General features: G+C 39.6%; 20 protein-coding genes. All 20 read left to right on the top strand.

The window, feature by feature from the left end; translation table 11 throughout:
- The first annotated feature begins 107 nt into the window (after positions 1-107).
- The 20 genes from MS6x_RS06205 (at position 108) to MS6x_RS06110 (ending at position 24,837) form a co-directional block, all read left to right on the top strand.
- Positions 108-1,415: an MFS transporter gene (locus tag MS6x_RS06205; RefSeq protein ID WP_482606117.1), complete on the top strand. Its 1,308-nt coding sequence runs from the start codon at positions 108-110 to the stop codon at positions 1,413-1,415.
- 109 nt (positions 1,416-1,524) lie between these two features.
- Positions 1,525-3,819, top strand: a complete 2,295-nt coding sequence (locus tag MS6x_RS06200) for an NADP-dependent malic enzyme (RefSeq protein ID WP_482606116.1) — start codon at positions 1,525-1,527, stop codon at positions 3,817-3,819.
- A 158-nt stretch (positions 3,820-3,977) separates the two neighbouring features.
- Entirely contained in the window at positions 3,978-4,559 is a 582-nt protein-coding gene (gene ruvA / locus MS6x_RS06195; protein WP_482606114.1) for a Holliday junction branch migration protein RuvA, read from the top strand.
- A 5-nt stretch (positions 4,560-4,564) separates the two neighbouring features.
- Positions 4,565-11,725: a T9SS outer membrane translocon Sov/SprA gene (gene sov, locus MS6x_RS06190; RefSeq protein WP_482606112.1), complete on the top strand. Its 7,161-nt coding sequence runs from the start codon at positions 4,565-4,567 to the stop codon at positions 11,723-11,725.
- A gap of 185 nt (positions 11,726-11,910) precedes the next feature.
- Positions 11,911-12,291: a glycine cleavage system protein GcvH gene (gene gcvH, locus MS6x_RS06185; protein WP_482606110.1), complete on the top strand. Its 381-nt coding sequence runs from the start codon at positions 11,911-11,913 to the stop codon at positions 12,289-12,291.
- Positions 12,292-12,328: 37 nt separating this feature from the next.
- Positions 12,329-12,679, top strand: a complete 351-nt coding sequence (locus MS6x_RS06180) for a VanZ family protein (RefSeq protein ID WP_482606109.1) — start codon at positions 12,329-12,331, stop codon at positions 12,677-12,679.
- 62 nt (positions 12,680-12,741) lie between these two features.
- Entirely contained in the window at positions 12,742-13,446 is a 705-nt protein-coding gene (locus MS6x_RS06175; RefSeq protein ID WP_482606108.1) for an energy transducer TonB, read from the top strand.
- 216 nt (positions 13,447-13,662) lie between these two features.
- Positions 13,663-14,565 carry a heme o synthase gene (cyoE, locus tag MS6x_RS06170; protein ID WP_482606106.1) on the top strand — a complete coding sequence of 301 codons (903 nt, stop codon included), beginning with the start codon at positions 13,663-13,665 and terminating at the stop codon, positions 14,563-14,565.
- Position 14,566: 1 nt separating this feature from the next.
- A complete protein-coding gene (locus tag MS6x_RS06165) occupies positions 14,567-15,148 on the top strand; it encodes a cytochrome c oxidase subunit 3 (RefSeq protein ID WP_482606105.1) in 582 nt (193 codons plus the stop codon).
- A 98-nt stretch (positions 15,149-15,246) separates the two neighbouring features.
- Positions 15,247-16,224: a cytochrome c oxidase subunit 3 gene (locus MS6x_RS06160; protein ID WP_482606104.1), complete on the top strand. Its 978-nt coding sequence runs from the start codon at positions 15,247-15,249 to the stop codon at positions 16,222-16,224.
- Between the two features lie 37 nt (positions 16,225-16,261).
- Positions 16,262-16,645 carry a cytochrome C oxidase subunit IV family protein gene (locus MS6x_RS06155; protein WP_482606102.1) on the top strand — a complete coding sequence of 128 codons (384 nt, stop codon included), beginning with the start codon at positions 16,262-16,264 and terminating at the stop codon, positions 16,643-16,645.
- 200 nt (positions 16,646-16,845) lie between these two features.
- Positions 16,846-17,478 carry a hypothetical protein gene (locus MS6x_RS06150; RefSeq protein ID WP_482606100.1) on the top strand — a complete coding sequence of 211 codons (633 nt, stop codon included), beginning with the start codon at positions 16,846-16,848 and terminating at the stop codon, positions 17,476-17,478.
- Positions 17,475-18,203: an SCO family protein gene (locus tag MS6x_RS06145; RefSeq protein WP_482607149.1), complete on the top strand. Its 729-nt coding sequence runs from the start codon at positions 17,475-17,477 to the stop codon at positions 18,201-18,203. Before MS6x_RS06150 ends, MS6x_RS06145 begins: the two co-directional genes overlap by 4 nt.
- A gap of 1 nt (position 18,204) precedes the next feature.
- On the top strand, positions 18,205-18,738 hold the full coding sequence (locus MS6x_RS06140; protein ID WP_482606098.1) for a DUF420 domain-containing protein: 534 nt from the start codon (positions 18,205-18,207) through the stop codon (positions 18,736-18,738).
- A gap of 2 nt (positions 18,739-18,740) precedes the next feature.
- Positions 18,741-18,956: a hypothetical protein gene (locus MS6x_RS06135; protein WP_482606097.1), complete on the top strand. Its 216-nt coding sequence runs from the start codon at positions 18,741-18,743 to the stop codon at positions 18,954-18,956.
- A gap of 117 nt (positions 18,957-19,073) precedes the next feature.
- Positions 19,074-20,321: an ABC transporter permease gene (locus MS6x_RS06130; protein ID WP_482606096.1), complete on the top strand. Its 1,248-nt coding sequence runs from the start codon at positions 19,074-19,076 to the stop codon at positions 20,319-20,321.
- A 71-nt stretch (positions 20,322-20,392) separates the two neighbouring features.
- Positions 20,393-21,652, top strand: a complete 1,260-nt coding sequence (locus tag MS6x_RS06125) for an ABC transporter permease (protein ID WP_482606095.1) — start codon at positions 20,393-20,395, stop codon at positions 21,650-21,652.
- A 35-nt stretch (positions 21,653-21,687) separates the two neighbouring features.
- The gene (locus tag MS6x_RS06120; RefSeq protein ID WP_482606093.1) at positions 21,688-22,803 is read left to right on the top strand and encodes an efflux RND transporter periplasmic adaptor subunit; all 1,116 of its coding nucleotides are present in this window, start codon (positions 21,688-21,690) and stop codon (positions 22,801-22,803) included.
- 104 nt (positions 22,804-22,907) lie between these two features.
- Positions 22,908-23,609 (top strand): ABC transporter ATP-binding protein, encoded by a 702-nt coding sequence (locus MS6x_RS06115; protein ID WP_482606092.1) that lies wholly within the window; start codon positions 22,908-22,910, stop codon positions 23,607-23,609.
- Complete coding sequence (locus MS6x_RS06110) at positions 23,602-24,837, top strand: ABC transporter permease (protein ID WP_482606090.1); 1,236 nt, start codon at positions 23,602-23,604, stop codon at positions 24,835-24,837. The genes MS6x_RS06115 and MS6x_RS06110 overlap by 8 nt, the downstream gene beginning before the upstream one ends.
- Position 24,838: the final 1 nt, after the last annotated feature.

Genomic DNA, 24,838 nt, shown 5'->3' with positions numbered 1-24,838 from the left:
ATTAAAAATACTATCTTGGAGTCCATTGTAAAGGGAGAAATATGAATTTATAACCAAGGGTTATTTTTATATTCTTACAATTACCTAACCAAACCAAAAGTAAAAGCATGAAAATAGGCAAACCAAGTTTAAGTTTCTGGCAGATATTCAACATGAATGTTGGGTTTTTGGGTATCCAGTATAGTTTTGGACTGCAGCAGACCGCAATCAATCCTATTTTTATATACCTAGGCGCTACAGAGGAAATGCTTCCGATTTTAAATATTGCCGGCCCAATTACGGGATTGATAGTGCAACCCATTATCGGTGCGATGTCAGATAAAACATGGTCACCTAAATGGGGTCGACGGAAACCTTATTTTTTAATCGGAGCTATCATAGGTAGTTTATGTTTATTCGCTTTTCCAACAAGTCCTGTCCTTTGGTTTGCTGTAGGCCTTTTATGGATTTTAGATGCTGGTAATAATATGGCTATGGAACCGTATAGGGCTTTTGTAGGAGACAAGCTACCCGAAAAACAACTTAGCCTTGGATTTCAAATGCAAAGCCTTTTTGTTGGTGCCGGAATTTTGTTGGCAAACGGGTCTATAGTGCTTTTTCAATATCTTTTGGGAGATGAGTCTATTGAAGTTGCCGGAACCATTCCACAATGGTTGTATTATTCATTTTACATAGGTGGTGTACTTTCTGTAGCTACGATTCTATGGTCAGTGTTAAAAACGCCGGAAATCCCGCCATCTGAAGAAGAACTTGCAGAAATCAATCATGATAAAGCGCAACCTATCGCAACAAGGATAGCAAAGCCATTTCTTGAAATTTCTAACGCCATAACAGAAATGCCTGCGTTTATGTGGAAAATAGGAGCCGTATATCTATTTCAGTGGTATGCGCTATTTATTTATTGGCAGTATATTACTCCTCTATTTATGAAAACAATGGATTATGGTGTTTCTGAAGCAGCATCGCAGTCCGCCCAAATGAGCCTGACCTATAACATTGTAACTATGGTAGTTGCATTGGCTTTGGTACCACTAACCTTAAAATATGGTGGTAAGAAGATTTACGCGCTAAGTCTAGTAGGTACAGGGTTAGCCTTGTTTACCATTCCTTTTATAAATAATTCGCTCCTAGTGCTTGTGCCAATGATTTTATTCGGTATTGGATGGGCGGCAATGATGGGAATTCCCTACACTATGGTTTCAAAAGTAGTTCCTCAGGATAGACGTGGTGTTTATATGGGTATTTTAAATATGATGATTGTAATTCCAATGGGTATAGAGACCTTGACCTTTGGTCCTATATATAAATATCTATTGGGAGGTGATGCGGTTAATGCCATACTTTTTGCTGGCGCTTTTTTTATAATCGCTGCTGTTTTGGCAATGCGGCTGAACGTTCCGAACAACAAGGTATAATTAACCTTATGCAATTGGAGTAAACTTCAATTCCTATTTTCTTTTAAATGAGGAAGGTCTTGCACTTTTCAGAAGAATAGTACCTAAATTTGTGTTTTAAAGTTACACTATGAGCAAACAAAAACAAAGAAGGGAAGCGTTGATATATCACGCAAAGCCTCAGCCTGGAAAAATAAAAATTGTACCTACTAAGCCGTATGCCACCCAACGAGATTTAGCTTTGGCATACTCACCTGGCGTTGCAGAACCTTGTTTGGAGATTGCAAAAAATGTTGAGAATGTTTATAAGTATACCGCTAAGGGGAATATTGTAGCGGTTATCTCCAATGGTACTGCTGTATTAGGTCTTGGAAATATTGGTCCGGAGGCATCAAAACCCGTTATGGAAGGAAAAAGTCTGCTTTTTAAGATTTTTGCCGATATCGATGGTATTGATATTGAATTGGATACTGAGAATGTAGATAAGTTTGTAGAAACTGTAAAAATGATTGCTCCTACTTTTGGAGGAATTAATCTAGAAGATATAAAGGCCCCTGAAGCTTTTGAGATAGAAAGACGATTAAAAGAGGAATTGGATATTCCCGTAATGCATGATGACCAACACGGTACCGCCATTATTTCTGCGGCTGCGTTATTGAATGCCTTGGAACTTACCAATAAAAAGATGGAGGAGGTACGTATTGTTATTAGTGGGGCAGGTGCCGCTGCTGTATTTTGTACCCGATTGTATAAAGCCTTTGGTGCGCGTTCGGAAAATATAGTAATGTTGGACAGTAAAGGTGTTATCCGTAGTGATCGTGAAAGTTTATCTAAGGAAAAATTAGAATTTGCCTCCGATAGAAAAATAGATACGTTGCTCGAGGCAATGGTAGATGCAGACGTTTTTGTGGGCCTATCCATTGCAGATATTGTCTCTCCGGAAATGTTGCTTTCAATGGCAGATAATCCTATAGTTTTTGCAATGGCCAATCCAGATCCAGAAATAAAATATGATTTGGCCATTGCAACAAGGAAGGATATCATCATGGCAACAGGGAGGTCTGATCATCCTAACCAGGTAAATAATGTGCTTGGTTTTCCTTTTATATTTAGAGGAGCCTTGGATGTACGTGCCAAATCTATAAATGAAGAAATGAAAATGGCAGCGGTGAAGGCGCTGGCAGAGTTGACCAAAGAACCTGTACCCGAGCAAGTGAATATTGCATACGGAGAAACAAGATTGACGTTTGGGAAGGAGTATATTATCCCTAAACCTTTTGATCAGCGACTCATAGCAAAAATACCTCCAGCAGTAGCTAAAGCAGCTATGGAAAGTGGCGTGGCAAAAGCTCCTATAGAGGACTGGGATAAATATGAAGAAGAGTTGTTGCAGCGTTCCGGGAACGACAACAAAGTAGTGCGTTTACTCCATAGTCGTGCAAAATCTAATGCGAAACGCATTGTATTTGCCGAGGCAGATCATTTGGATGTTTTGAAAGCAGCACAGATCGTTTATGAGGAGGGTATTGCAGAGCCTATACTTTTAGGTCGTAAGGATATTATTCTCGAATTGAAGAAAGAACTGGAGTTCGATGCCGATATTCCTATAGTAGACCCCTTAGATAAGGAATTTGATGAACGCCTTGCTAGATATGCTGCAAAGTTTTGGGAAAGTAGAAGGCGCAGCGGTACTACCCTTTATAGCGCAAAAATAAGAATGAAAGAGCGTAACTATTTTGGTGCTATGATGGTATTGGAAGGTGATGCAGATGGAATGATTTCAGGGTATTCAAGGGCATATCCAACGGTAGTAAAACCTATTTTGGAAGTCATTGGAAGGGCTGCAAATGTAAAAAAGGTATCTACGGTAAACATTATGATTACAGATCGGGGGCCCTTGTTTTTGGCGGATACTTCCATAAACATAGATCCTAATGCCGAAGAAATTGCAGAAATCGCCCAAATGACGGCAAATGTGGCAAGCACCTTTGGTTTTGAACCTGTAATGGCACTGTTGAGCTATGCCAATTTTGGTTCTTCATCACATCCCAATGCAAAGAAAGTGCGGGAGGCGGTTAAAATTCTGCATGAAAAAAATCCAAAGTTAGTGGTTGATGGTGAAATACAAACAGATTTTGCCCTAAACAAAGAATTGTTGGAAAGTAAATTTCCATTTTCTAAGCTTGCGGGTAGGAAGGTGAACACTTTGGTATTTCCTAATTTGGAATCCGCCAATATCACCTACAAACTTCTAAAAGAACTGAATAAATCGGACTCTATTGGTCCAATTATGGTAGGCTTAAGAAAGTCTGTGCATATTATGCAGTTGGGGGCTAGTGTAGATGAGATAGTGAATATGACCGCCGTTGCGGTTATCGATGCGCAGGAACGGGAAAAACGTAAAAAAGCAAAGTCTGCTAAATAGTTGATAACGGTTAGCGGGTAGGCGATAGTAACTAGTAAAAAGTGAGCCAGTCCAGTAAATTAGGATACTAAAAGAGTGAATTCAAATGCGAGTTTGACCTTACTCGGTCATGAATTTTGTAACCGCAAACTTAAATCAGACAATTGAATTTGTAACACATGATCCATCATCTTAAAGGAAAATTAGTCGAGAAAAATCCAACTCATGTCATTATCGAATGTGGTGGCGTTGGGTATTTTGTAAATATATCGCTGCATACATTTTCCAAAATTCCAGATGGAGAGCTGATTCACCTTTTTACCCATTTACAGGTAAAGGAGGATTCCCATGCCTTATTCGGCTTCGCCGAAAAATCCGAACGTGAAATTTTCCGACTATTGCTGTCGGTTTCTGGAATAGGTTCTAGTACCGCAAGAACCATGTTGTCTTCTTTGTCCCCGGCACAAATTAGAGATGCTATAGCTAATGGTGATGTTCTTGCCATTCAGTCCATAAAAGGAATCGGTGCCAAAACCGCACAAAGAGTGATTTTAGACCTCAGGGACAAGATTTTGAAAGTGTACGATATAGACGAACTTTCCACAACTTCAAACAATACAAATAAAGATGAAGCGTTATCTGCTTTAGAGGTTCTAGGATTTGCTAGACGACAGGCCGAAAAGGTAGTTGATAAGGTGATTTCCCAGGATACCTCGCTAAGCGTTGAGAACATTATAAAACTCGCGCTCAAAAATTTGTAACCAGTTTGAAATTAGGGGCAATCAATAATCTTAAAACATCTTTTAAGTATCTTTTTCTGGTCTTTTTAGTCTTCTGCAGTGTAGCAGTAGCAAAGGCACAGGAAACGGAGGGGCAAGAAGTAGATTCTGTGAAAACTGGATTTGACCTAGGGCGCATCGTTCTGGAAAATCCGGAAAGTATTGTTTCGAAATATCTGTATGATGAAAAGTTAGACAGGTATGTCTACAATGAACAGATTGGGGATTTCAACATTGGATATCCAATTATCCTTACACCAGAGCAGTATTACGACCTCATAAAAAAGGAAGGTATCAAATCCTACTTCAAGGAAAAATCAGATGCGTATTCCGGTAAAAAGGAGGGAAGCGAAGAAGCAAGACGAAATTTACTTCCCAACTTCTATGTAAACAACGATTTTTTTGAATCCGTATTTGGAGGGAATACCATAGAAGTGATACCACAAGGTTCCGTAGCAATGGACCTTGGCGTTATTTGGCAGAAGAACGATAATCCGGCACTTTCTCCTCGGAACAGGACCAACTTGTCTTTTGATTTTGATCAACGAATTAGTTTGAGTATGTTGGGGAAAATCGGTGAGCGCTTAGAGGTAAATGCTAACTACGACACCGAGGCTACATTTGATTTTCAGAACATTGTAAAGCTGGATTATACGCCCACCGAAGATGATATTCTCCAGAAAATTGAAGTAGGTAACGTAAACATGCCTTTGAACAGTTCGCTTATAAAAGGGGCACAAAGTCTGTTTGGTGTAAAGACACAGCTACAATTTGGGAAAACCACGGTCACCGCAGTTTTTTCGGAACAACGTTCCCAGAACAACACAGTTGTAGCACAAGGTGGTGGAACCTTGAACGAATTTAATATCACTGCGTTGGACTATGATGAGGACAAACACTTCTTTTTGTCTCATTATTTTAGAGATAATTATGACAGGGCCCTGGAAACCTATCCCTATATCCAAAGTCAGATTCAAATTACCCGTTTAGAGGTTTGGGTAACGAATAGGAGCCAACAAACTTTAAATGTTCGTAATGTAGTAGCCTTACAGGATTTAGGGGAGGTTTTTCCCGAGAAAACTAGGGTTGGTCAAAATGGAGCTGCAGCGGCAGGCTTTTTTAATAATCCTGCAGATGTTAGGCCCCGAAACAACGCCAATGATTATAATCCGGAATTAATTGGTACAGGTGGTGCATTAACAAGTAATGTTAGGGACATTGCAACGGTAGAGAATGCTTTTAATCCGGCGAGCTTTGCGGCAGGATATCGTCCAAACCAAGGATTTGATTATGCTATTTTAGAAAACGCTCGAAAATTGGAGCAAACACGAGATTATACATTCAACTCTCAATTAGGTTACGTTTCCTTAAATCAACGGTTAAGCAATGATGAGGTGCTTGCGGTAGCATTCCAATATACTTTTGGTGGTGAAGTTTTTCAAATAGGTGAATTTGCGAACGGAGGTTTGGATGCAACCACAGTTTCCCAAGGAGCCAATCCCGTTATAGAAAACAACACCTTAATTCTTAAATTATTAAAAAGTAACATTACCAACATCAGCGATCCGATTTGGGATTTGATGATGAAAAATATTTATGCTACAGGCGCCTTTCGTTTGAGTCAGGAAGATTTTAAGTTGAACATACTATATTCCGATCCAACACCTAGGAATTACATAACTCCAATAGACGAGGGTCCAGGTTCCGGATGGCCAGAAGGTTTGGAGGAACGCATCTTATTGGACGTGTTTAATTTGGATCGGTTAAATATTTATAACGATTTACAACCAGGTGGTGATGGATTCTTCGATTTTTATCCCGGTATTACGGTTGACACCCAGGGTGGCCGCATTATTTTTACAAAAGTTGAGCCATTTGGAGAGTATTTGTTCGAAACGTTGGAGAACGGAAATGCCGGACAGTATAATACGCCATCTGCCTATAACCCAAATCAAGACCAATACGTATTTAGGGATATGTATGAGCTCACCAAAGCGGCTGCATTACAAGACCCAGAGAAAAATAAGTTTATTCTAAAAGGTAGGTTTAAGGCAGAGGGTAGCAACGGTATTCCTATAGGGGCATTTAATGTACCTCGTGGATCGGTAACTGTAACCGCAGGTGGGCGTCAATTACAAGAAGGCATAGACTATACGGTAAACTATCAGGCGGGTACGGTTCAACTTCTAGACCCAAGTTTGGAGGCTTCTAATACGCCTATTAATATTTCCGTAGAAAACAATGCTGTTTTTGGACAACAGACACGTCGTTTTACCGGAATTAACGTAGAGCATCAAATCAATAAGAACTTTGTTTTGGGGGGTACTTTGTTAAATTTAAACGAGCGCCCACTTACACAAAAGTCAAATTTTGGAATAGAGCCAGTAAACAATACCATTTTTGGACTTAATTCAAATTTTTCTACAGAGGTCCCTTTTTTAACTCGAATGGTAAATAAATTACCGAATATTGATACGGATGTACCGTCAAATGTATCGGTACGTGCCGAGGTAGCTTGGTTAAAGCCTAATTCACCTAAAAATGCAGATTTTCAAGGCGAGACAACAACTTATTTGGATGACTTTGAAGGAGCTCAAACACTTTTGGATATACGTGGTTCCTTGGCATGGTCCTTGGCGAGTACACCTTTGGAATTTGCGCCTGGCGGCCAATTGTCCGGAAGTTCGCCGGAAGACGCAGCCAACTTAGAGAACGGTTTTGGAAGGGCAAAAATGGCATGGTACACAATCGATCCTATTTTTTATACGAACCAACGCCCCGCAGGAATAAGCGATAACGATATATCTACAAACCCTACCAGAAGGGTGTTTATAGACGAAGTATTTCCGCAGGTAGATATTGCCCAAGGGCAGACGACCGTCCAGGGTACTTTGGATATGGCGTATTACCCAAATGCTAAAGGCCCTTATAACAATAATCCTAGTTTTGATACTGCTGCTGCAGGGGAAAAGTGGGGCGGTATTATGCGCTCCTTGAGCAGTACTAATTTTGAGCAGACCAATGTAGAGTTCGTGCAGTTTTGGGTATTGGATCCTTACGTGGACGGACAGGCTAACAGCGCGGGTGAATTGGTGCTGAACCTAGGAAACATTTCCGAGGATATTTTACGGGATGGCAAAAAACAATATGAAAATGGCTTGCCCGGGGTAGACAGTAATGATTTTGTAGCACCGTCAGCTTGGGGAGAGGTTCCCGCGACACAGTCTTTGGTCTATGCATTTGATGCTAGTGAGCCCAACCGAGCCTTGCAGGATATTGGTCTTGACGGTCTTAATGACGAAGCCGAACAGGCTATTTATGACAGTAATCCCGGACCAGATCCCGTATTGGATAACTTTCAATATTATTTGAATCGAGATGGTAGTATTTTAGAACGATATTTGGATTTTAACAACCCTGATGGGAACTCTCCCGTGCAGGTAACCAATACCAATAGAGGTTCTACTACCTTACCGGATGTAGAGGATATTGATCGGGATTTAACAATGAATACGGTAAATAGTTACTACGAATACCGAATTGATATTAAGCCCAATACTACGATTAACGATAAATACGTGACCGACATTAAGGAAGGAACTACTCCCGAACTTCCTAACGGAGATCAACTGAATAGAAGATGGATACAGTATAAAATTCCGTTAAGTGATTTTACCGATGCTGTGGGTGGGATTACCGATTTTAGGTCTATTAGCTTTATGCGGATGTATATGACCGGTTTTACAGGTGCTACCGTATTGCGTTTTGCTACTTTGGATCTGGTGCGTGGTGATTGGCGTACCTATACCAAGACCCTCCAAGACAGCAATGTTGATGATAATCCAGCCGATGATGGTACGACTTTGGATGTAAATACCGTTAATATAGAAGAAAATAATAGTAGAATTCCTATCCCTTATGTGTTGCCACCAGGTGTAGCTAGGGAGCAGCTGAATAATAACAATACCATCATTCGTCAGAACGAGCAGTCGCTTTCGTTATTGGTAGAAGGTTTAGAACCTCAAGATTCAAGGGGTGTTTTTAAGAATTTGAATATTGATATCCGCCAGTACAAGAACCTTAAAATGTTTATGCATGCAGAAAAAGTGGTAGACAGTGACTATGCAGATAGTTCTTCGCCTTTGGTCGGTTTCTTGCGATTTGGAACAGATTTTTCACAAAACTTTTATCAGGTTGAACTGCCGTTGCAGTTTACTCCTTTTGGGGCAGCATCAGAAAGCGAAATTTGGCCAGAAGAAAATGAAATGAATATAAGCCTAGGCGATTTGAACAAAGTAAAATCGTTATGGATTCAAAGTGGAGATTTAAGCCAGGTACGTTTCTTTGAAGTGGAAAATGGAGAGGTCTTTCCAGTAAACGAATTTGATGCTAGAACACCAGGTAGATTACGTATCGGGATACGGGGAAACCCGTCTTTGGGTAGTATTCGAAGTATTATGGTAGGTATTAAGAACCAAGATAACTTACCGGCCAGAGGTGAGGTTTGGTTTAATGAACTACGGTTGGCAGGTCTGGATAATAATGGTGGTTGGGCAGCGGTAGCAGCGGTAGATGCCAATATTGCAGATTTTGCGAACATGACCGCAACGGGTAGCACCAGTACTTCCGGTTTTGGTACTATTGATCAAATGCCAAATGAGCGCGCACGGGAAGATGCCGTTTCCTACGACCTGGTTACCAATGTAAATGTTGGTCAGTTGTTGCCAAAAAAATGGGGCATACAACTACCGTTCAATTATGGTATTTCAGAACAAATTATTACGCCAGAATTTGATCCCGTTTACGATGATTTAAAATTAGACGACCTAATCGATGCCGCACCAGATCAGCAAGCGGCCGATGAAATAAGGGAGCAGGCAGAGGATTATACAAAAAGGACCAGCATCAACTTAATCGGCGTTCGAAAGGATAGGGGAGAAGAAGCGGACGCCAATTTTTACGATATAGAAAATTTTACGTTCAACTATTCTTATAACGAAACAGACCATAGGGATTTTGAGATTGCGAAATTGCGTGACCAGAACGTAAATACAGGTTTTGTATATGCACATAGTTTTGATCCGGTTGAAGTGGCACCTTTTGCTAAAAAGGATTCCCTTTTTAACGGGGCCTATTGGAAATGGTTAAAGGATTTAAATCTGAATCTTTTGCCGGCAAGTATTTCTTTGAATTCTAATATCAATAGGCAATTTAATGCGCAACGGTTTAGGGATGTACGAGAAGAGGGTGTAGATCGTCTGGAACTTCCGGAGCTGCAGCAGCGTAACTATTTGTTCAATTGGCAATATGCGTTGAACTATAATTTAACGAAGTCCCTAAGGTTGAACTTAACAGCCTCAAACAACAATATTGTGCGAAACTATTTTAACGAAAATGAGCCTGTAGATTCCAGGGATAGAATCGACCAAGCATTGGGCCTTTGGGACGGTTTTTTTGATATTGGCGAACCAAACAGGCACTCCCAAGAATTACAATTAAATTATGAGATACCTTTTGCCAAGATACCGGCCTTGGATTTCATAAATGCACAATATAGTTATACGGGTAATTTTGATTGGCAACGTGGGGGTGACGCCCTTAGAGAAGTCGTTGGTAGCGATATCAATACCATACAGAATGCAAATACCCACAACCTTACTGCATCCCTGACCATGCAAAAGTTCTATGATTTAATAGGACTTAAAAAGCGAGAAGGAAATTCTAAGGCAGCTACGACCAAAAAAAGTACGCTTGGGCTGGGAGCGGATGAAGCGGAAAAGGAAAAGAAAAAGACCGGTAAGCTCTTTAACACGGTTGTAGATGTAGTAACCATGGTAAAACGTTTAAATATCAATTATAACGAGAGTAATGGAACGGTTCTGCCCGGCTACACGCAATCCATTGGTTTTATAGGTACATCAAGGCCGTCTTTAGGTTTTGTTTTTGGCAGCCAAAGTGACATTCGTTTTGAAGCGGCCAGAAATGGTTGGTTGACGACCTTCCCCGAGTTTAACGAACAGTTTATAAGAAGAACAAATACGCAGCTGAATATTACCGCGACGGCACAGCCTACCAGAGATTTGACGATAGATTTAGTGGCCGATAGGCAGTTTTCGGAAAGTTATCAGGAAAATTTTAATGTTGATTTGTCCGCAGATGAGCCTTATAGGCTGCAATTGGGCAATAACTTTGGAAATTTCAGTATTTCTACGATGATGATTGGTACTGCATTTAGTAAAAGTGACGAATTTGATTCTAGCACTTTTGAGCAGTTTAAGGAAAATAGATTGACTATTGCTAATCGTTTGGTGGCAGATAGAGGTATCCCTGATGGTGCTTCTTCCGAAGACGGTGTATTTCCTGCAGGTTACGGAAAAACGCAGCAAGAGGTCCTTTTACCAGCATTTTTTGCGGCTTATTCTGGTCAAGATGCAGACCGCGTAAACTTGGACGCCTTTAGAGATATTCCAATTCCGAACTGGAATATCAAGTACACCGGGTTGATGAAGAGCAAGTTCTTTAAAAAGAAATTCAAGCGTTTTTCTTTGCAACATGGGTATCGTTCCTCCTATAGCATCAATTCATTTCAGACTAATTTAGAGAAGCAAAACGGATCTATTGATATAGAAACTGGTGATGTATTACCGGATAATATTATAAATAATGTGGTCATGGTGGATGGCTTCAACCCTCTTGTACGGGTGGATTTCGAGATGAAAAATTCAATAAGCGTACTCGCGGAGGTTCGCACCGACAGGGCTTTGTCTTTAAGCTTCGATAATAATCTAATGACGGAAATTAACGGAACGGACTATACTGTAGGGTTGGGTTACCGTATTAAAGATGTAAAATTAGTGACTAATATTGGCGGTAACAAAACGCGGTTAAAGGGAGACTTAAATTTGAAAGCAGATCTTACCTTGCGCGATAATATTACGATTATAAGAAATCTGGATATCGATAATAACCAGATTACTTCTGGTCAAAATCTATTATCCTTTAAGTTTACAGCGGATTATGCTTTAAGTAAGCAGTTAAATGCCTTGTTCTTCTATGATCATTCATTTTCCCAGTTTGCCGTCTCCACGGCCTTTCCGCAAACCACGATTAATGCTGGCTTTACGCTCCGCTACAACTTTGGGAACTAATGGCAGTAGGGCACCGTACCGCTTCTATTTTGTGTGAGGTGTGGTGGATTCCTTTAAATTGTCTCAAACTGGTTTTTTGACCTCCCGGTACAACGTTTGTTTAAATTGGTGGGTATCTGTCTTTAATTTTTTTGAAAACCTTTACAGAATCAGTTACATTTGTCTGATATCTAACTTGAAAAATAATGAATATACCGGCAGAATTAAAGTACACCAAAGACCACGAATGGATTAAAATCGAAGGCGATATAGCTACGGTAGGTATTACCGACTTTGCACAAGGCGAATTGGGTGATATTGTTTACGTAGAGGTCGATACCCTTGACGAAGTATTAGAGAAAGATGCGGTTTTTGGAACTGTTGAAGCAGTGAAAACGGTATCAGATTTGTTTTTGCCTTTGTCAGGAGAGATTATCGAGTTTAACGAAGGGCTGGAAGATGAGCCCGAGGTGGTGAATTCTGATCCCTACGGAAATGGATGGATGGTCAAGATTAAAATAAGCAATCCGGATGAGGCAAGTGAGTTGTTGAGTGATGCGGATTACAAAGCATTGATTGGTGCTTAAACCCTTTTTTTTTAGAATACTGTTTGTAAGTTGGTTAATGTTTATCACATTTTCCAGCTTATTTTCTTTTACAGGTAGTATGGGGTTGCCTAGATTCAATGTGCCTCATGTAGATAAAATGGTACACTTTACATTTTATTTTGTATTGGTAATAGTAGGGGTTAAGGCGATACAGGAATTTTTTACCTTAAAACCAACACTTCGAAAAGTACTGTTATGCGCTTTCTTTTTTGCAATCGCTTACGGGATACTAATAGAGTTCTTGCAATATTGGTTTACAGAGAACAGACATGGTGACATATTTGACGTTTTAGCCAATTCCATTGGTGCTCTGGCCGGGATGTTTACAGTTAAGAGCCTAGTTTCCAGGGATTGGGCTTTAAAATGAAAATTTTAATTGTATTTTTAGTAATTAATTAGTTAAATTAGCAAACACTAAATTGAATAGATATGGAACCGAAAAAGAATCCAAAGGCAGACTTAACAAAAAATAGTAGTCTCTATTTCGTATTAGGTTTGGCTGCGGTTATGCTACTTACGTATGTGGCATTTGAGTGGAAAACGTACGATAAGGTCAGCGAGTATGATACTTCTATGAACGTAGACGATTTGTTGGACGAAGAAGTTCCAATGACCGAACAGATTAAAACACCACCACCACCACCACCACCACAAGCTCCAGAAGTTATTGAGATTGTAGAGGATGAGGAAGAGGTAGAGGAGACCATCATAGAGTCTACGGAAACAAGTCAGGAGGAAGAGATTATTGAGGTCGAAGATGTTGTTGTAGAGGAGATGGAAGAAGACTTGGATGTACCTTTCTCTGTAATTGAGGATGTACCAGTGTTTCCTGGATGCGAGAATGAAAGCGATAAAAGAGCCTGTTTCAACAAAATGATTCAAAAACATATCGCCAAAAACTTCCGTTATCCTGAAATTGCCCAAGAGATGGGTGTGCAAGGTAGGGTAAATGTGATGTTCGTAATCCAAAAAGATGGGAGTATTGGTGGAGTAAGAATGAGAGGGCCGGATAAGAATTTGGAAAAGGAAGCAGCTAGGATTATAGACAAATTGCCTAAGATGACTCCAGGTAAGCAAAGAGGAAGAGCGGTACGTGTGCCATTCAGTATTCCAATTACCTTTAAACTACAATAGAGATACGTAAGTTTATATAACGAAAAATCCCGAGGATTTCCCTCGGGATTTTTTTGTGCTCATTTTTTTATGCCAAAATGTATTTGGATAGCCTTGTGTTTGTTATCTACATAAATTAGTATCTTATTCAGGAGTTCTTAAATAAATCAGAAATAGCGGTATTTGGTTGCAGGGATATTCCTTGGAGGTTATCTTTGTACCCCTATTTTAAAGAAGATGAAAACCGTTGTAGGTGAAGCAAAAAGCAACTCATTTGCGTTGATTTTTGCCGATTTTAAGGAAATTACCAAAGCAAGACTCGCGGTTAGTGTCGTCTTTTCTTCCATTGCTGGGTATTTTCTTGGAGCGGAGCAACTTAGTATATCTGCAATTTTCTTATTGGCATTTGGTGGATACTGTATGGTGGGCGCCAGTAATGCATACAATCAAGTGATTGAGCGTGATCTGGATGCCTTAATGAGCCGTACGGCAAATAGACCAATACCTGCCGGAAGAATGAAGGTTGGTACGGCAATGACTATAGCTGTAGCCTTAACGATAATGGGGGTAGTAAGCCTGTATTTTTTAAACGCTAAAACCGCCATGTTTGGCGCCATTTCCATTTTTCTATATACAAGTGTCTATACACCTTTAAAGACAAAAACTCCGCTAGCGGTATTTGTTGGAGCTTTCCCAGGTGCAATTCCGTTTATGTTGGGTTGGGTAGCTGCAACGAACGAGTTTGGTATTGAGCCGGGTACATTGTTCATGATTCAGTTCTTTTGGCAATTTCCACATTTTTGGGCCTTAGGTTGGATGCTGGACGAGGATTATAAAAAGGGAGGTTTTAAAATGCTTCCAACTGGAAAAAAAGATACTGGAACTGCCTTGCAAATTATTATGTATACGATTTGGATGATGGTCATATCCGTTATTCCTGTTTTTGGAATTACAGGTGAACTTCGATTATCTGTTCCTGCTGCAGTTTTAATATTCTTAATGGGGGGCGTAATGTTATTTATTGCATTGCGTCTATATACAAAGAGGGATAATGTTTCTGCGAGAAGGTTAATGCTGGCTAGTGTTAGCTATATTACTTTAATGCAGATTGTTTATGTAATTGATAAATTTATAGGGTAGGATGGATTTAACGCAAGGTACGTCGAAAGAGAAGAAAGACAGAGCGCAACAAATGATGCTGTGGTTTGGTATTGTTAGTCTGCTGATGGGATTTGCTGGTTGGACAAGTGCATACATAGTAAGTAGCGCACGTGAAGACTGGGCAAGTGACCTAAGTCTTCCAAATGCTTTTTATATAAGTACGGTACTGCTGGTCGTAAGTAGCGTAACGTATATCTTGGCTAAAATGGCCGTAAAAAAGGATAATCAAAAAGGCGGGACCACATGGTTGTTGGTAACACTTGGTTTAGGAATTACGTTTATCGTATTACAGTTTGTTGGGTTTTCTGAAATGGTCGCGCAGGGCTATTACTTTACCGGGCCAACAAGTAGTATAAAAATGTCCTATATGTTTTTGATTGCAATGGTACATATTGTACATGTAGTGGCAGGCATTGCTTCCCTGTTGGTCGTAATCTACAAACAGACAAAAGGCAATTACTCTTCACAAGAGTATTTGGGAATATCTCTAGGAGCTACGTTTTGGCATTTTTTAGACCTTTTATGGGTGTATTTGGTGTTGTTTATGACCTTTATGAGATAATATTTTTAAACAAAAATAGTTTTGAATACAATTCAGCTTTTAAATAGTTGAAAAAAATGTAAATTTGCTAAAGTTTTATTAAAACGATAAATCAATCTATGGATACTACGGTTACAACGGGAGAAGAAGAAAACGTTTGGGGTGGTGGCAATAGGCCTTTAGGGGCAAGCTACGGGAAATTAATGATGTGGTTTTTCTTAGTCTCAGATGCCCTTACTTTTTCTGGGTTTTTGGCTGCATATGGTTTCTCAAGGTTCAAGTTCATAGAGACATGGCCAATTGCAGATGAAGTGTTTACCCACTTCCCAGGACTTCACGGTGTGGAAGCACCAATGTATTATGTGGCCTTTATGACGTTTGTGCTAATCATGTCTTCTGTGACTATGGTATTGGCTGTGGACGCTGGTCATAAGATGAAAAAGAACGCAGTTATCTGGTATATGTTCGCAACCATTATTGGAGGAGCAATATTTGTTGGGTCTCAGGCATGGGAGTGGGCAACTTTTATTAAAGGAGATTTTGGTGCCTTGGAAACCAAAGGGGGAAGAATACTTCAATTTGTAGACGCAGATACGGGAAAAAGAGCTGCGCTTGCAGATTTTGCAACTGTTATACCGGATGAGCGGGTAGCGCATGAAAAAAAGAATGGAATTTGGTATTATGAGGAAAAAGCTCTCCCGTCCTATTCTTTAAATGAGGTTACGAAAGGATTTGAGGCGAATTCGAACATACTAATTAGGACAGAAGTGCTTAACGAGGAAGGGGAGAAGACCCTTTTGACAAGGCAGGAGTCATTGGAAAAAATTAAAAGTGCGACGCTGGTAGTTGAGGGCGCAAATTTGATGCGGAACGAGTATGGAAGTAGGCTGTTTGCCGATTTCTTCTTTTTTATTACAGGATTTCACGGGTTTCACGTGTTTTCAGGTGTAATGATTAATTTAATTATTTTCTTCAACGTAGTCATTGGTACCTATGAGCGAAGAGGTCATTATGAAATGGTTGAGAAAGTTGGACTATATTGGCACTTTGTAGATTTAGTTTGGGTATTTGTTTTCACCTTTTTCTACCTAGTGTAATTACTAGTCAAAATGTATAATTTACTTATAATATAAAATGGCACACGAACATAAACTAGAAATTTTTAGAGGGCTCTTGAAATTTAAATCGAATACCCAAAAAATATGGGGCGTTCTAATTTTCTTGACTATTATCACAATTGTTGAGGTAATCTTAGGAATTATTAAGCCTGCTGTCCTTACTGGAACCTATTTTCTGGGAATGAAGCTCTTAAATTGGATTTTTATTATTCTTACGTTGGTTAAAGCTTATTATATAGCATGGGACTTTATGCACCTTAGAGATGAAAAAAGTGCTCTTAGAAGAGCCATTGTTTGGACGCCTATATTCCTGGTTATCTACTTGGTTTTTATACTGCTCGTAGAAGCGGACTATATTTATAATATTTATAAGGACGGATTTATAACTTGGAATTTCTAAGATATAATTAACAGAATTAAAAGACGGTTTAAACACCGTCTTTTTTATTTTTGCAAGGTTCGGTTTTAGGTCGCATTGTGCAGGTTCTCCGAAAGTTTTAGGTTCAAGGAAATTGAATTTGAATAAGGCGGGGGTCATGAAATAGGTGTTCGGCTAAAAGGAATAGGATTAGTAGTTACTAAGCTATAAAGTGACAATCGATGAAAAAAACATTTGTACTTATCGTCCTTTTTATACTTCCCATAGTGGCTTACCTTTTTTTTGCTTCTGGAGTGAATAATTTTGGGAGACTGGCAGTGCTTACAGAAGGTATTCCAGAGCTTACTTTCTCCGATACCTCCATTAAGTTTGAGGATAAAATTACAGTACTCGGATTCTTGGGCAACGAGGTAGAAAGTAAGAAAGGCAATGCCTTTAATCTTAATCAGAAAATCTACAAACGTTTTCATGAATTTAACGACTTCCAATTTGTTATGGTGTTGCCATTTGGCAATGAGGAGAAGGTAACAGAGTTGAAGGCTGAACTTTCCAACCTTGCAGACGTGTCTAAATGGAAGTTTGCATTTACTGATACTGCGACGATTAAAGAACTGTTCAAGAATCTAAAAACAGATATCCAATTAAAGGAAGACCTAAGTTCTTCTTATGTTTTTATAATCGATAAGGATAGAAATTTAAGGGGTAGATCTGATGACGAAGATGTGGGTACAAAATTTGGTTTTGATACCAACTCCGTAGCTGATTTGAACAATAAGATGGAAGATGATGTAAAGATTATTTTAGCAGAATATAGGCTAGCCTTGAAAAAAAATAACGCAAACCGGTCAAAATAGTGAATAAGAAATATACATACGTTTGGGTTTCCTTGATCGTACTCGTATTTGGGATAATAGTGGTGCCTAGAATAGTGGATAGGCTTAAGTCCGGTACCGTTGTTGAAATGGATAGAATGAATACGGTGCCTCAAGAGAAAGGCTTAAGTTACGTGTTATTGAACGATGTCAAACGTAAAGTGCCCTCTTTCCAGTTTATCAATCAAGATAGTCTGCTTATTACCGATAAGGATTATATAGGAAAAGTGTATGTTGCTGAATTCTTTTTTACCTCATGCCCCAGTATTTGTCCGTTAATGACAGAAAACTTGGTAGAGCTCCAAGATCATTTTAAAGACCAACCAGATTTTGGAGTTGCTTCTTTTAGTATTACACCGGATTATGATACGCCCAAGGTTTTAAAAAAATATGCCGAAAAATACGGGATTACCGATATGGACTGGCATTTGTTAACAGGAAATAAAGAGGCGGTTTACGATTTGGCAAACAGAGGTTTCAACATATTTGCGGCCGAAATGCCCGATGCCCCAGGAGGCTTTGAGCATTCTGGACTGTTCGCGCTAGTCGATCGTCAGGGCTACATAAGATCTAGGTTGGATAAGTTTGGTAACCCTATAGTCTATTACCGGGGCGCCATCACCAGAGAAATGGGGGAGAACGATCATGGTGAAGTAGAGCAGATAAGTATTTTACAAGAGGATATTGAGAAATTATTACAGGAATAGCATGGAGATGACGACTGCAAAAGAAAAACGTTTTAATAGATTGATAGCGGTGGTGTCCGTGGTAATACCGGTAGTGGTAGCTTTGCTTTTTGGTGTGAAACTACCGAATGTGGAGCCTTTGTCATTTTTACCTCCTATTTATGCGAGTATTAACGGTTTAACTGCCGTGTTGTTAATTGTTGCGGTTTTAGCCATTAAGAAGGGCAATCAGCAATTGCATAAAAATATTATGACCTTTAATATAGCGTTGTCACTTTTGTTTCTGATCATGTATATAGCCTATCACATGACGTCGGATTCAACATCCTATGGAGGGGAAGGAGTGGTGCGTTATGTTTATTATTTTATACTGTTTACGCATATCATATTGTCCATTGCCATTGTTCCATTAGTACTTAGAACTTATGCTAAAGCATATTTAAAGGATTATGAGGGGCATAGAGCTTTAGCTAAATATACATTTCCTATTTGGCTTTATGTTGCCATTACAGGTGTAGTGGTCTATGTAATGATTTCACCGTATTATATCCATTAACCATGCGAAAAGGTTTTCTTGTAATCATATTTATTTCTTTGGTATTTGTGCCTGATACACTTGAGGCGCAATGCGCCATGTGCAGGGCGGTTCTGGAAAGCGAGGAATCCGGGAAAACAGCTGAGGGTATTAATAATGGAATCGTTTATCTCATGGCAATACCTTATATTCTTGTGGCGAGCCTTTTTTATTTTGTCTATCGCAAAATGAGGTCTTAACATAATTTTAAAGATTTAACACTTTTTTTTATTTGATTGTGTAACATTGTTATGGATTTGTAGTCTTATCCATAGTGTGGTATCAGTATTACACGCATCAATCAAAAACCAATCAACATGTTCGATTTAGAACGATGGCAAGAAATTTTCGATACTATTCGAAAAAATAAATTACGCACCTTTCTTACCGGTCTGTCCGTGGCATCGGGTATTTTCATCCTAGTTATTTTATTGGGTTTTGGTCAAGGCATGCAAAATGGTATTGCAAAGGAGTTTGAGGAAGATGCAGCAACCAGTGTATGGGTATGGCCGGGAGTAACTACAAAGGAGTATAAAGGACTTAATCCGGGAAGACGCATTCAACTCCGAAACGAAAACTATGATTTTGCCGCAAGACTCCTAGAAGAGGATATCGAGAATAAATCCCCACGGTATTTTGTGCGGAACGGTTCTGTGAATTATGGCAAGGAATCCCTTGCATACGGTGTTCAGGGTGTTTCTCACCAATTTCAGTTTATAGAAAACTCCTACATGTCAGAAGGGCGTTTCTTGAATCATAGCGATGAGATAGGGGTGACCAAAGTTGCAGTAATAGGAAACAAGATAAAACGAGACGTCTTTAAGGACACACTTAGTCCGGTGGGCCAGTTTTTGGATATTTCTGGAATACCCTTTAAAATTGTCGGTGTTTATGGTGATGTAGGCGGGGAACGCGAAGAAGAACGCATATACATACCCATTACAACTGCACAGCAGGTTTTCAATGGTGCGGACTACATAAATAATATTAGCTATACCCTGCCTACAGTAGAGAATTTTGATGAAGCAGTGGAACAATCTATAGAATTCAAAAATTCATTAAGAGCGTATCTCTTTCAAGCGCACACCGTTGCGCCCGATGATACCAGTGCCATACAGATATGGAACCCTATGGAAGAGGCAAAGCGATTCTACAGTCTAACTTTGGGCATAAAACTTTTCTTTTGGTTCGTAGGTATTTGTACCATTATAGCAGGGGTAGTTGGCGTGAGCAACATTATGTTGATTGTTGTGAAGGAACGCACAAGGGAAATAGGAATTCGAAAAGCCTTAGGGGCCAAGCCTTGGTCTATCATAGGCATGGTTTTGCACGAATCGGTTTTTATAACTGCCATCGCAGGTTTCACTGGGCTCATTTTTAGTATGGGCTTACTAGAGCTAATTGGTCCGCATGTGGAGATAGATTATGTGCTAAATCCTTCAGTAAATTTTAATGTAGCTCTGGCAACCGTATTCGTACTGATATTCGCTGGTGCGGTGGCTGGTTTTTTCCCTGCTTGGAGAGCAGCTAGAATTCATGTAATCGATGCCCTAAAAGATGAATAGTTTTTTTGGTAAGTCGCACCACTGCTTCCTGTTATACAGTTGTGGATATAATAAGAATAAAAGGTATCATAATGTTCAATAAAGACCGTTGGCAAGAAATAATAGAGGTGTTGTCCACAAATGTGTTCCGAACCTTGGCAACCGCTTTTGGTGTGGGCTGGGGTATATTTATCCTGATTATTCTTTTGGCAGCTGGTAAGGGTTTGGAAAACGGCATACGTGCAGATTTTGGGGATATAGCAACGAATACCATGTTCATGTGGTCCCGAAACACGACTAAGGCCTATAAGGGATTGCCCAAAGGAAGGCGGTTCAATTTTAAATTAGAAGATGTTACTGCCATTAACGATCGCGTACCAGGACTTCGGTTTATATCACCAAGGAACCAGTTAGGAGGTTTTGGTGGTGCCAACAATGTGATTAGAGGCCTTAATGCAGGTGCTTTTAATGTATATGGAGATTATCCCGAAATTATAAAGCAAGAGCCCATGACCATTACTTCCGGTAGGTTCGTGAACCAGAATGATATAGACAACAACCGTAAAGTTGCCGTAATCGGTGATGGTGTAAAGAACGAACTGTACGAAAAAGGCGAGGATATCATAGGTACCTACGTTAAAATTCAAGGGGTGAATTTTATGGTAGTTGGGAGTTATAAGAAGAAAAATAATAATGGGGACGGGGAGGAAGGTCAAAAAGAGATATTTGTTCCATTTACCGCATTTTCACAAGCCTTTAATAAAGGAAATGATGTTGGATGGATGGCGATTACCGCTAACGATAACAATTCCATTACCAGCTTAAAGGAGCAAATAGTAAATGTGGTAAAGGAGAATAGGACTATTCATCCGGAGGATCAACGAGCTGTAGGGTACTTTGACCTTTACGAGCAGTTTAATAGGGTGGAGTCCCTTTTTGGTGCATTGCGCTGGGTAGCTTATTTCGTTGGCATCTTGGTGTTGCTGTCCGGTATTATAGGCGTGAGTAATATCATGCTTATCGTCATTAAGGAACGCACTAAAGAGATAGGTATTAGAAGGGCATTAGGTGAAGCGCCATGGTCAATTAAAAAGCAGATATTAATGGAATCTATCTTTTTGACCATTATGTCTGGAATGGCAGGTATCATATTTGGGGCAGCTGTTATCTATGGAATTAATGCAATTTTGGATTCCGTAGGACCGGTGGATATGTTTGTGAACCCCAGTGTAAGTTTGGGAGTTGTGGTAGGCGCATTGGTGATTCTTATTCTATCTGGCTTGCTTGCAGGTTTTATACCTGCGCAGAGTGCAATAAAAGTACGTCCTATAGAAGCATTAAGAACGGAGTGATAACATCGATCATAAAATTAAAATCAACCTAACAAATGAAAAAGTCAGTAACCATTAGTATTTTATTAGTCATTGTGTTGGCCTTTGGCGGGTCTATGTACTATTTGTATCAAAAAAATGCGGAGGACCCTACGGTTTATGAAACCGATGTGCCGTCCAAACAAACCATCATTAAGAAAACCATGGCCACGGGAAGCATTTTGCCCTTGGAAGAGGTACTTATAAAACCAAATATCTCTGGTGTTATAGAGGAAGTGTTCGTAGAAGGAGGCGATTATGTGAAATCTGGAGATTTATTGGTTAAGATAAAAGTAGTACCTAATTTAAATGCGCTTATCGATGCCCGAAACGAAATTGATAACGCCAAGATTAATCTTGATGATCAAAAAAGAAACTATGATAGACAATTGACCATATTTAACAAAGGAGTTATCTCACAAGCCGATTTAGATCGGGCACAAGTAGCTTTTGATCAAGCCAAACAATCCTATAGAGCAGCCAATAAGCGTTTTGAAATCGTGAATACAGGTACTACCAAAGGATACGGCAATGCAGCCAATACCCAAATTAGGGCTACAGTAAGCGGTATGGTGCTGGAAGTCCCTGTTGAGGTAGGGAACCAGGTCATAGAAGCCAATAATTTTAATGAAGGTACTACCATAGCCGCAATTGCAGATGTGGAGAAGATGATTTTTGAAGGTAAAGTAGACGAATCCGAGGTAGGGAAAATAAAAGAGAACTTACCGTTACAAATTACCGTAGGAGCCTTGGAAAACGTTATTTTTGAGGCGGTTCTGGATTATATTGCTCCCAAAGGAAAGGAAGAAAACGGTGCCATACAATTTGAAATAAAGGGCACCCTGAAGAAACAGGATTCTATTTTTATACGAGCAGGACTAAGTGCCAATGCGTCCATAATTTTAGCCAAGGCCGATAGTGTATTGTCGGTAAAGGAGGCTTTGGTTCAGTTTGATGATAAAACAAAAAAACCGTTTGTTGAGGTCGCTACCGGAGAACAAAAATTTGAACGTAGGGATATTGAAATTGGAATTAGTGATGGTATACACGTAGAGATAAAGTCAGGTATTAGCGAAGGAGATAAAATTAAGGTATGGAACGAAGTAAAACCGGACCAGTTTGCCCAAAATTAAGCAGGTAAAAAAATAAACATTTTTTTTTGTAACATTTATAGAAGTTTTATGTCCTATTGATGGATGTAATATTTTAAAACTTCCAAACCACTAAGAGAACCAACATGATAGAAATTAAAGATCTTCACAAATCTTATAAAATGGGCAGTAATTCGTTACACGTCCTTAAAGGAATAAATTTCTCTGTAGAAGAAGGTGAGCTTGTTGCCATTATGGGGTCTTCCGGATCTGGAAAGTCAACACTGCTTAATATTTTGGGTATGTTGGACGAATTGGACGAAGGCTCTTATACCTTGGATAATGTGCCTATTAAGAATCTCAACGAAACCAAAGCCGCACAGTACCGTAATAAATTTCTAGGTTTTATATTTCAATCGTTCAATCTCATCAACTACAAGAGCGCTATTGAAAATGTTGCACTACCCCTATATTATCAAAAAGTTGGTAGAAAGGAACGACAAGAAAAAGCATTAAAATATTTGGAGCAAGTAGGACTCAAACAATGGGCCACACACCTGCCCAGCGAACTTTCTGGGGGTCAAAAACAGCGTGTAGCGATTGCTAGGGCTATGGCCGCAGAACCAAAAGTACTTTTGGCGGATGAACCAACTGGTGCATTGGATAGTACAACATCTTACGAGGTTATGGACTTAATTCAAAAAATAAACGATGCTGGCAATACCATTTTAGTGGTAACCCACGAGGAAGATATTGCCCAGATGTGCAAGCGCATCGTACATTTAAAGGATGGTGTAATCGTAGAAGATAAAAAAGTTGAACAAGTAAGGGCATCCCAATATGTTTAGTTTTGATACTTGGAAAGAAATATTAAAAACCATCCAGAAGAATAAGCTCCGTACTTTTCTGACCGGGTTTACGGTGGCATTGGGAATCTTTATCTATGTTACTTTATACGGCATGGGTAATGGGCTTAATAATACCTTTATGAAATTTTTTGGCGATGATGCCACAAATATTTTTAGGATATATCCGTCACAGACTACGCTTCCATATGGAGGGTACAAAGCCAAACGCCAAATTGAGTTTAGGAATAGTGATCTAGATGATATTGCAAAGGAATTTGCACCGCTAATGGAATATATCACCCCACAAATACAGCGCGGCGCATCAATAACATATAAGGATAAATCCGACAACTACACCACCCGTGGTATAGCTCCCGGAATGCAGTTTGCCGAGAAGACCATTATGATGAAGGGGCGATACATCAATACAAAAGATCTACGAGATCGAACCAAGTACGCTGTAATCGGCAGAATGGTTGAGAAAGATCTTTTTCAAGGGGTGGAATCTCTAGGGGAATATATAGATATTGGTGGAAGCGCTTTTAAGGTTATAGGTGTTTTTCAAGACGACGGTGGTGATAATGAGGAGCGTTATGTGTACCTGCCTTTTACTACACGCCAGCTCATTGAGGGAAACAATGACAAAGTAAATCAGATTACTTTGGCATTTAATGAAGCCATTGGTTACTCTGGGGCAATGAAATTTCAAAGAAACCTAAATGAATTTATTCGTAAAAAGAAAGTAATTAGTCCTGATGATCCTCGTGGAATATATATCGAAAACGTAGCCGACAATCTAAAACAGAATCAGCAATTTGCAAGTGTTTTAAAAATTATTATTTCCGGGATAGCCTTTGCTGTAATTATTTCCGGGATACTGGGGATAAGTAACATTATGGTTTTTGTGGTAAAGGAACGCACCAAAGAAATTGGCATTCGTAAGGCCATGGGGGCAACACCTAAAATTATTATCAGCACCATATTGTTGGAGTCGATCTTTATAACCGCGATTTTCGGATTTATCGGGATGGTACTTGGTATCGTTACGCTTAATTCCATCGGTGGAAAAGTATTGGAAGACGATTACTTCATTACCAACCCCTCTATTAATTCTGGGACCGCAATTTTTGTGACCATTTTATTGATTATAGCAGGTGCCTTGGCCGCTTATGTGCCGGCAAAGAGAGCTGCCAGAATAAAACCAATTGTAGCATTAAGAGACGAGTAAT

It is taken from the genome of Maribacter sp. MS6 (assembly GCF_056839185.1).
This window is presented reverse-complemented; position numbering and strand designations above follow the sequence as displayed.

Coding starts and splice junctions, on each gene's coding strand:
- MS6x_RS06205 (WP_482606117.1), top strand. CDS start 108: ATGAAAATAGGCAAACCAAGTTTAAGTTTCTGGCAGATATTCAACATG.
- MS6x_RS06200 (WP_482606116.1), top strand. CDS start 1,525: ATGAGCAAACAAAAACAAAGAAGGGAAGCGTTGATATATCACGCAAAG.
- ruvA (WP_482606114.1), top strand. CDS start 3,978: ATGATCCATCATCTTAAAGGAAAATTAGTCGAGAAAAATCCAACTCAT.
- gcvH (WP_482606110.1), top strand. CDS start 11,911: ATGAATATACCGGCAGAATTAAAGTACACCAAAGACCACGAATGGATT.
- MS6x_RS06180 (WP_482606109.1), top strand. CDS start 12,329: ATGTTTATCACATTTTCCAGCTTATTTTCTTTTACAGGTAGTATGGGG.
- MS6x_RS06175 (WP_482606108.1), top strand. CDS start 12,742: ATGGAACCGAAAAAGAATCCAAAGGCAGACTTAACAAAAAATAGTAGT.
- cyoE (WP_482606106.1), top strand. CDS start 13,663: ATGAAAACCGTTGTAGGTGAAGCAAAAAGCAACTCATTTGCGTTGATT.
- MS6x_RS06165 (WP_482606105.1), top strand. CDS start 14,567: ATGGATTTAACGCAAGGTACGTCGAAAGAGAAGAAAGACAGAGCGCAA.
- MS6x_RS06160 (WP_482606104.1), top strand. CDS start 15,247: ATGGATACTACGGTTACAACGGGAGAAGAAGAAAACGTTTGGGGTGGT.
- MS6x_RS06155 (WP_482606102.1), top strand. CDS start 16,262: ATGGCACACGAACATAAACTAGAAATTTTTAGAGGGCTCTTGAAATTT.
- MS6x_RS06150 (WP_482606100.1), top strand. CDS start 16,846: ATGAAAAAAACATTTGTACTTATCGTCCTTTTTATACTTCCCATAGTG.
- MS6x_RS06140 (WP_482606098.1), top strand. CDS start 18,205: ATGGAGATGACGACTGCAAAAGAAAAACGTTTTAATAGATTGATAGCG.
- MS6x_RS06135 (WP_482606097.1), top strand. CDS start 18,741: ATGCGAAAAGGTTTTCTTGTAATCATATTTATTTCTTTGGTATTTGTG.
- MS6x_RS06130 (WP_482606096.1), top strand. CDS start 19,074: ATGTTCGATTTAGAACGATGGCAAGAAATTTTCGATACTATTCGAAAA.
- MS6x_RS06125 (WP_482606095.1), top strand. CDS start 20,393: ATGTTCAATAAAGACCGTTGGCAAGAAATAATAGAGGTGTTGTCCACA.
- MS6x_RS06120 (WP_482606093.1), top strand. CDS start 21,688: ATGAAAAAGTCAGTAACCATTAGTATTTTATTAGTCATTGTGTTGGCC.
- MS6x_RS06115 (WP_482606092.1), top strand. CDS start 22,908: ATGATAGAAATTAAAGATCTTCACAAATCTTATAAAATGGGCAGTAAT.
- MS6x_RS06110 (WP_482606090.1), top strand. CDS start 23,602: ATGTTTAGTTTTGATACTTGGAAAGAAATATTAAAAACCATCCAGAAG.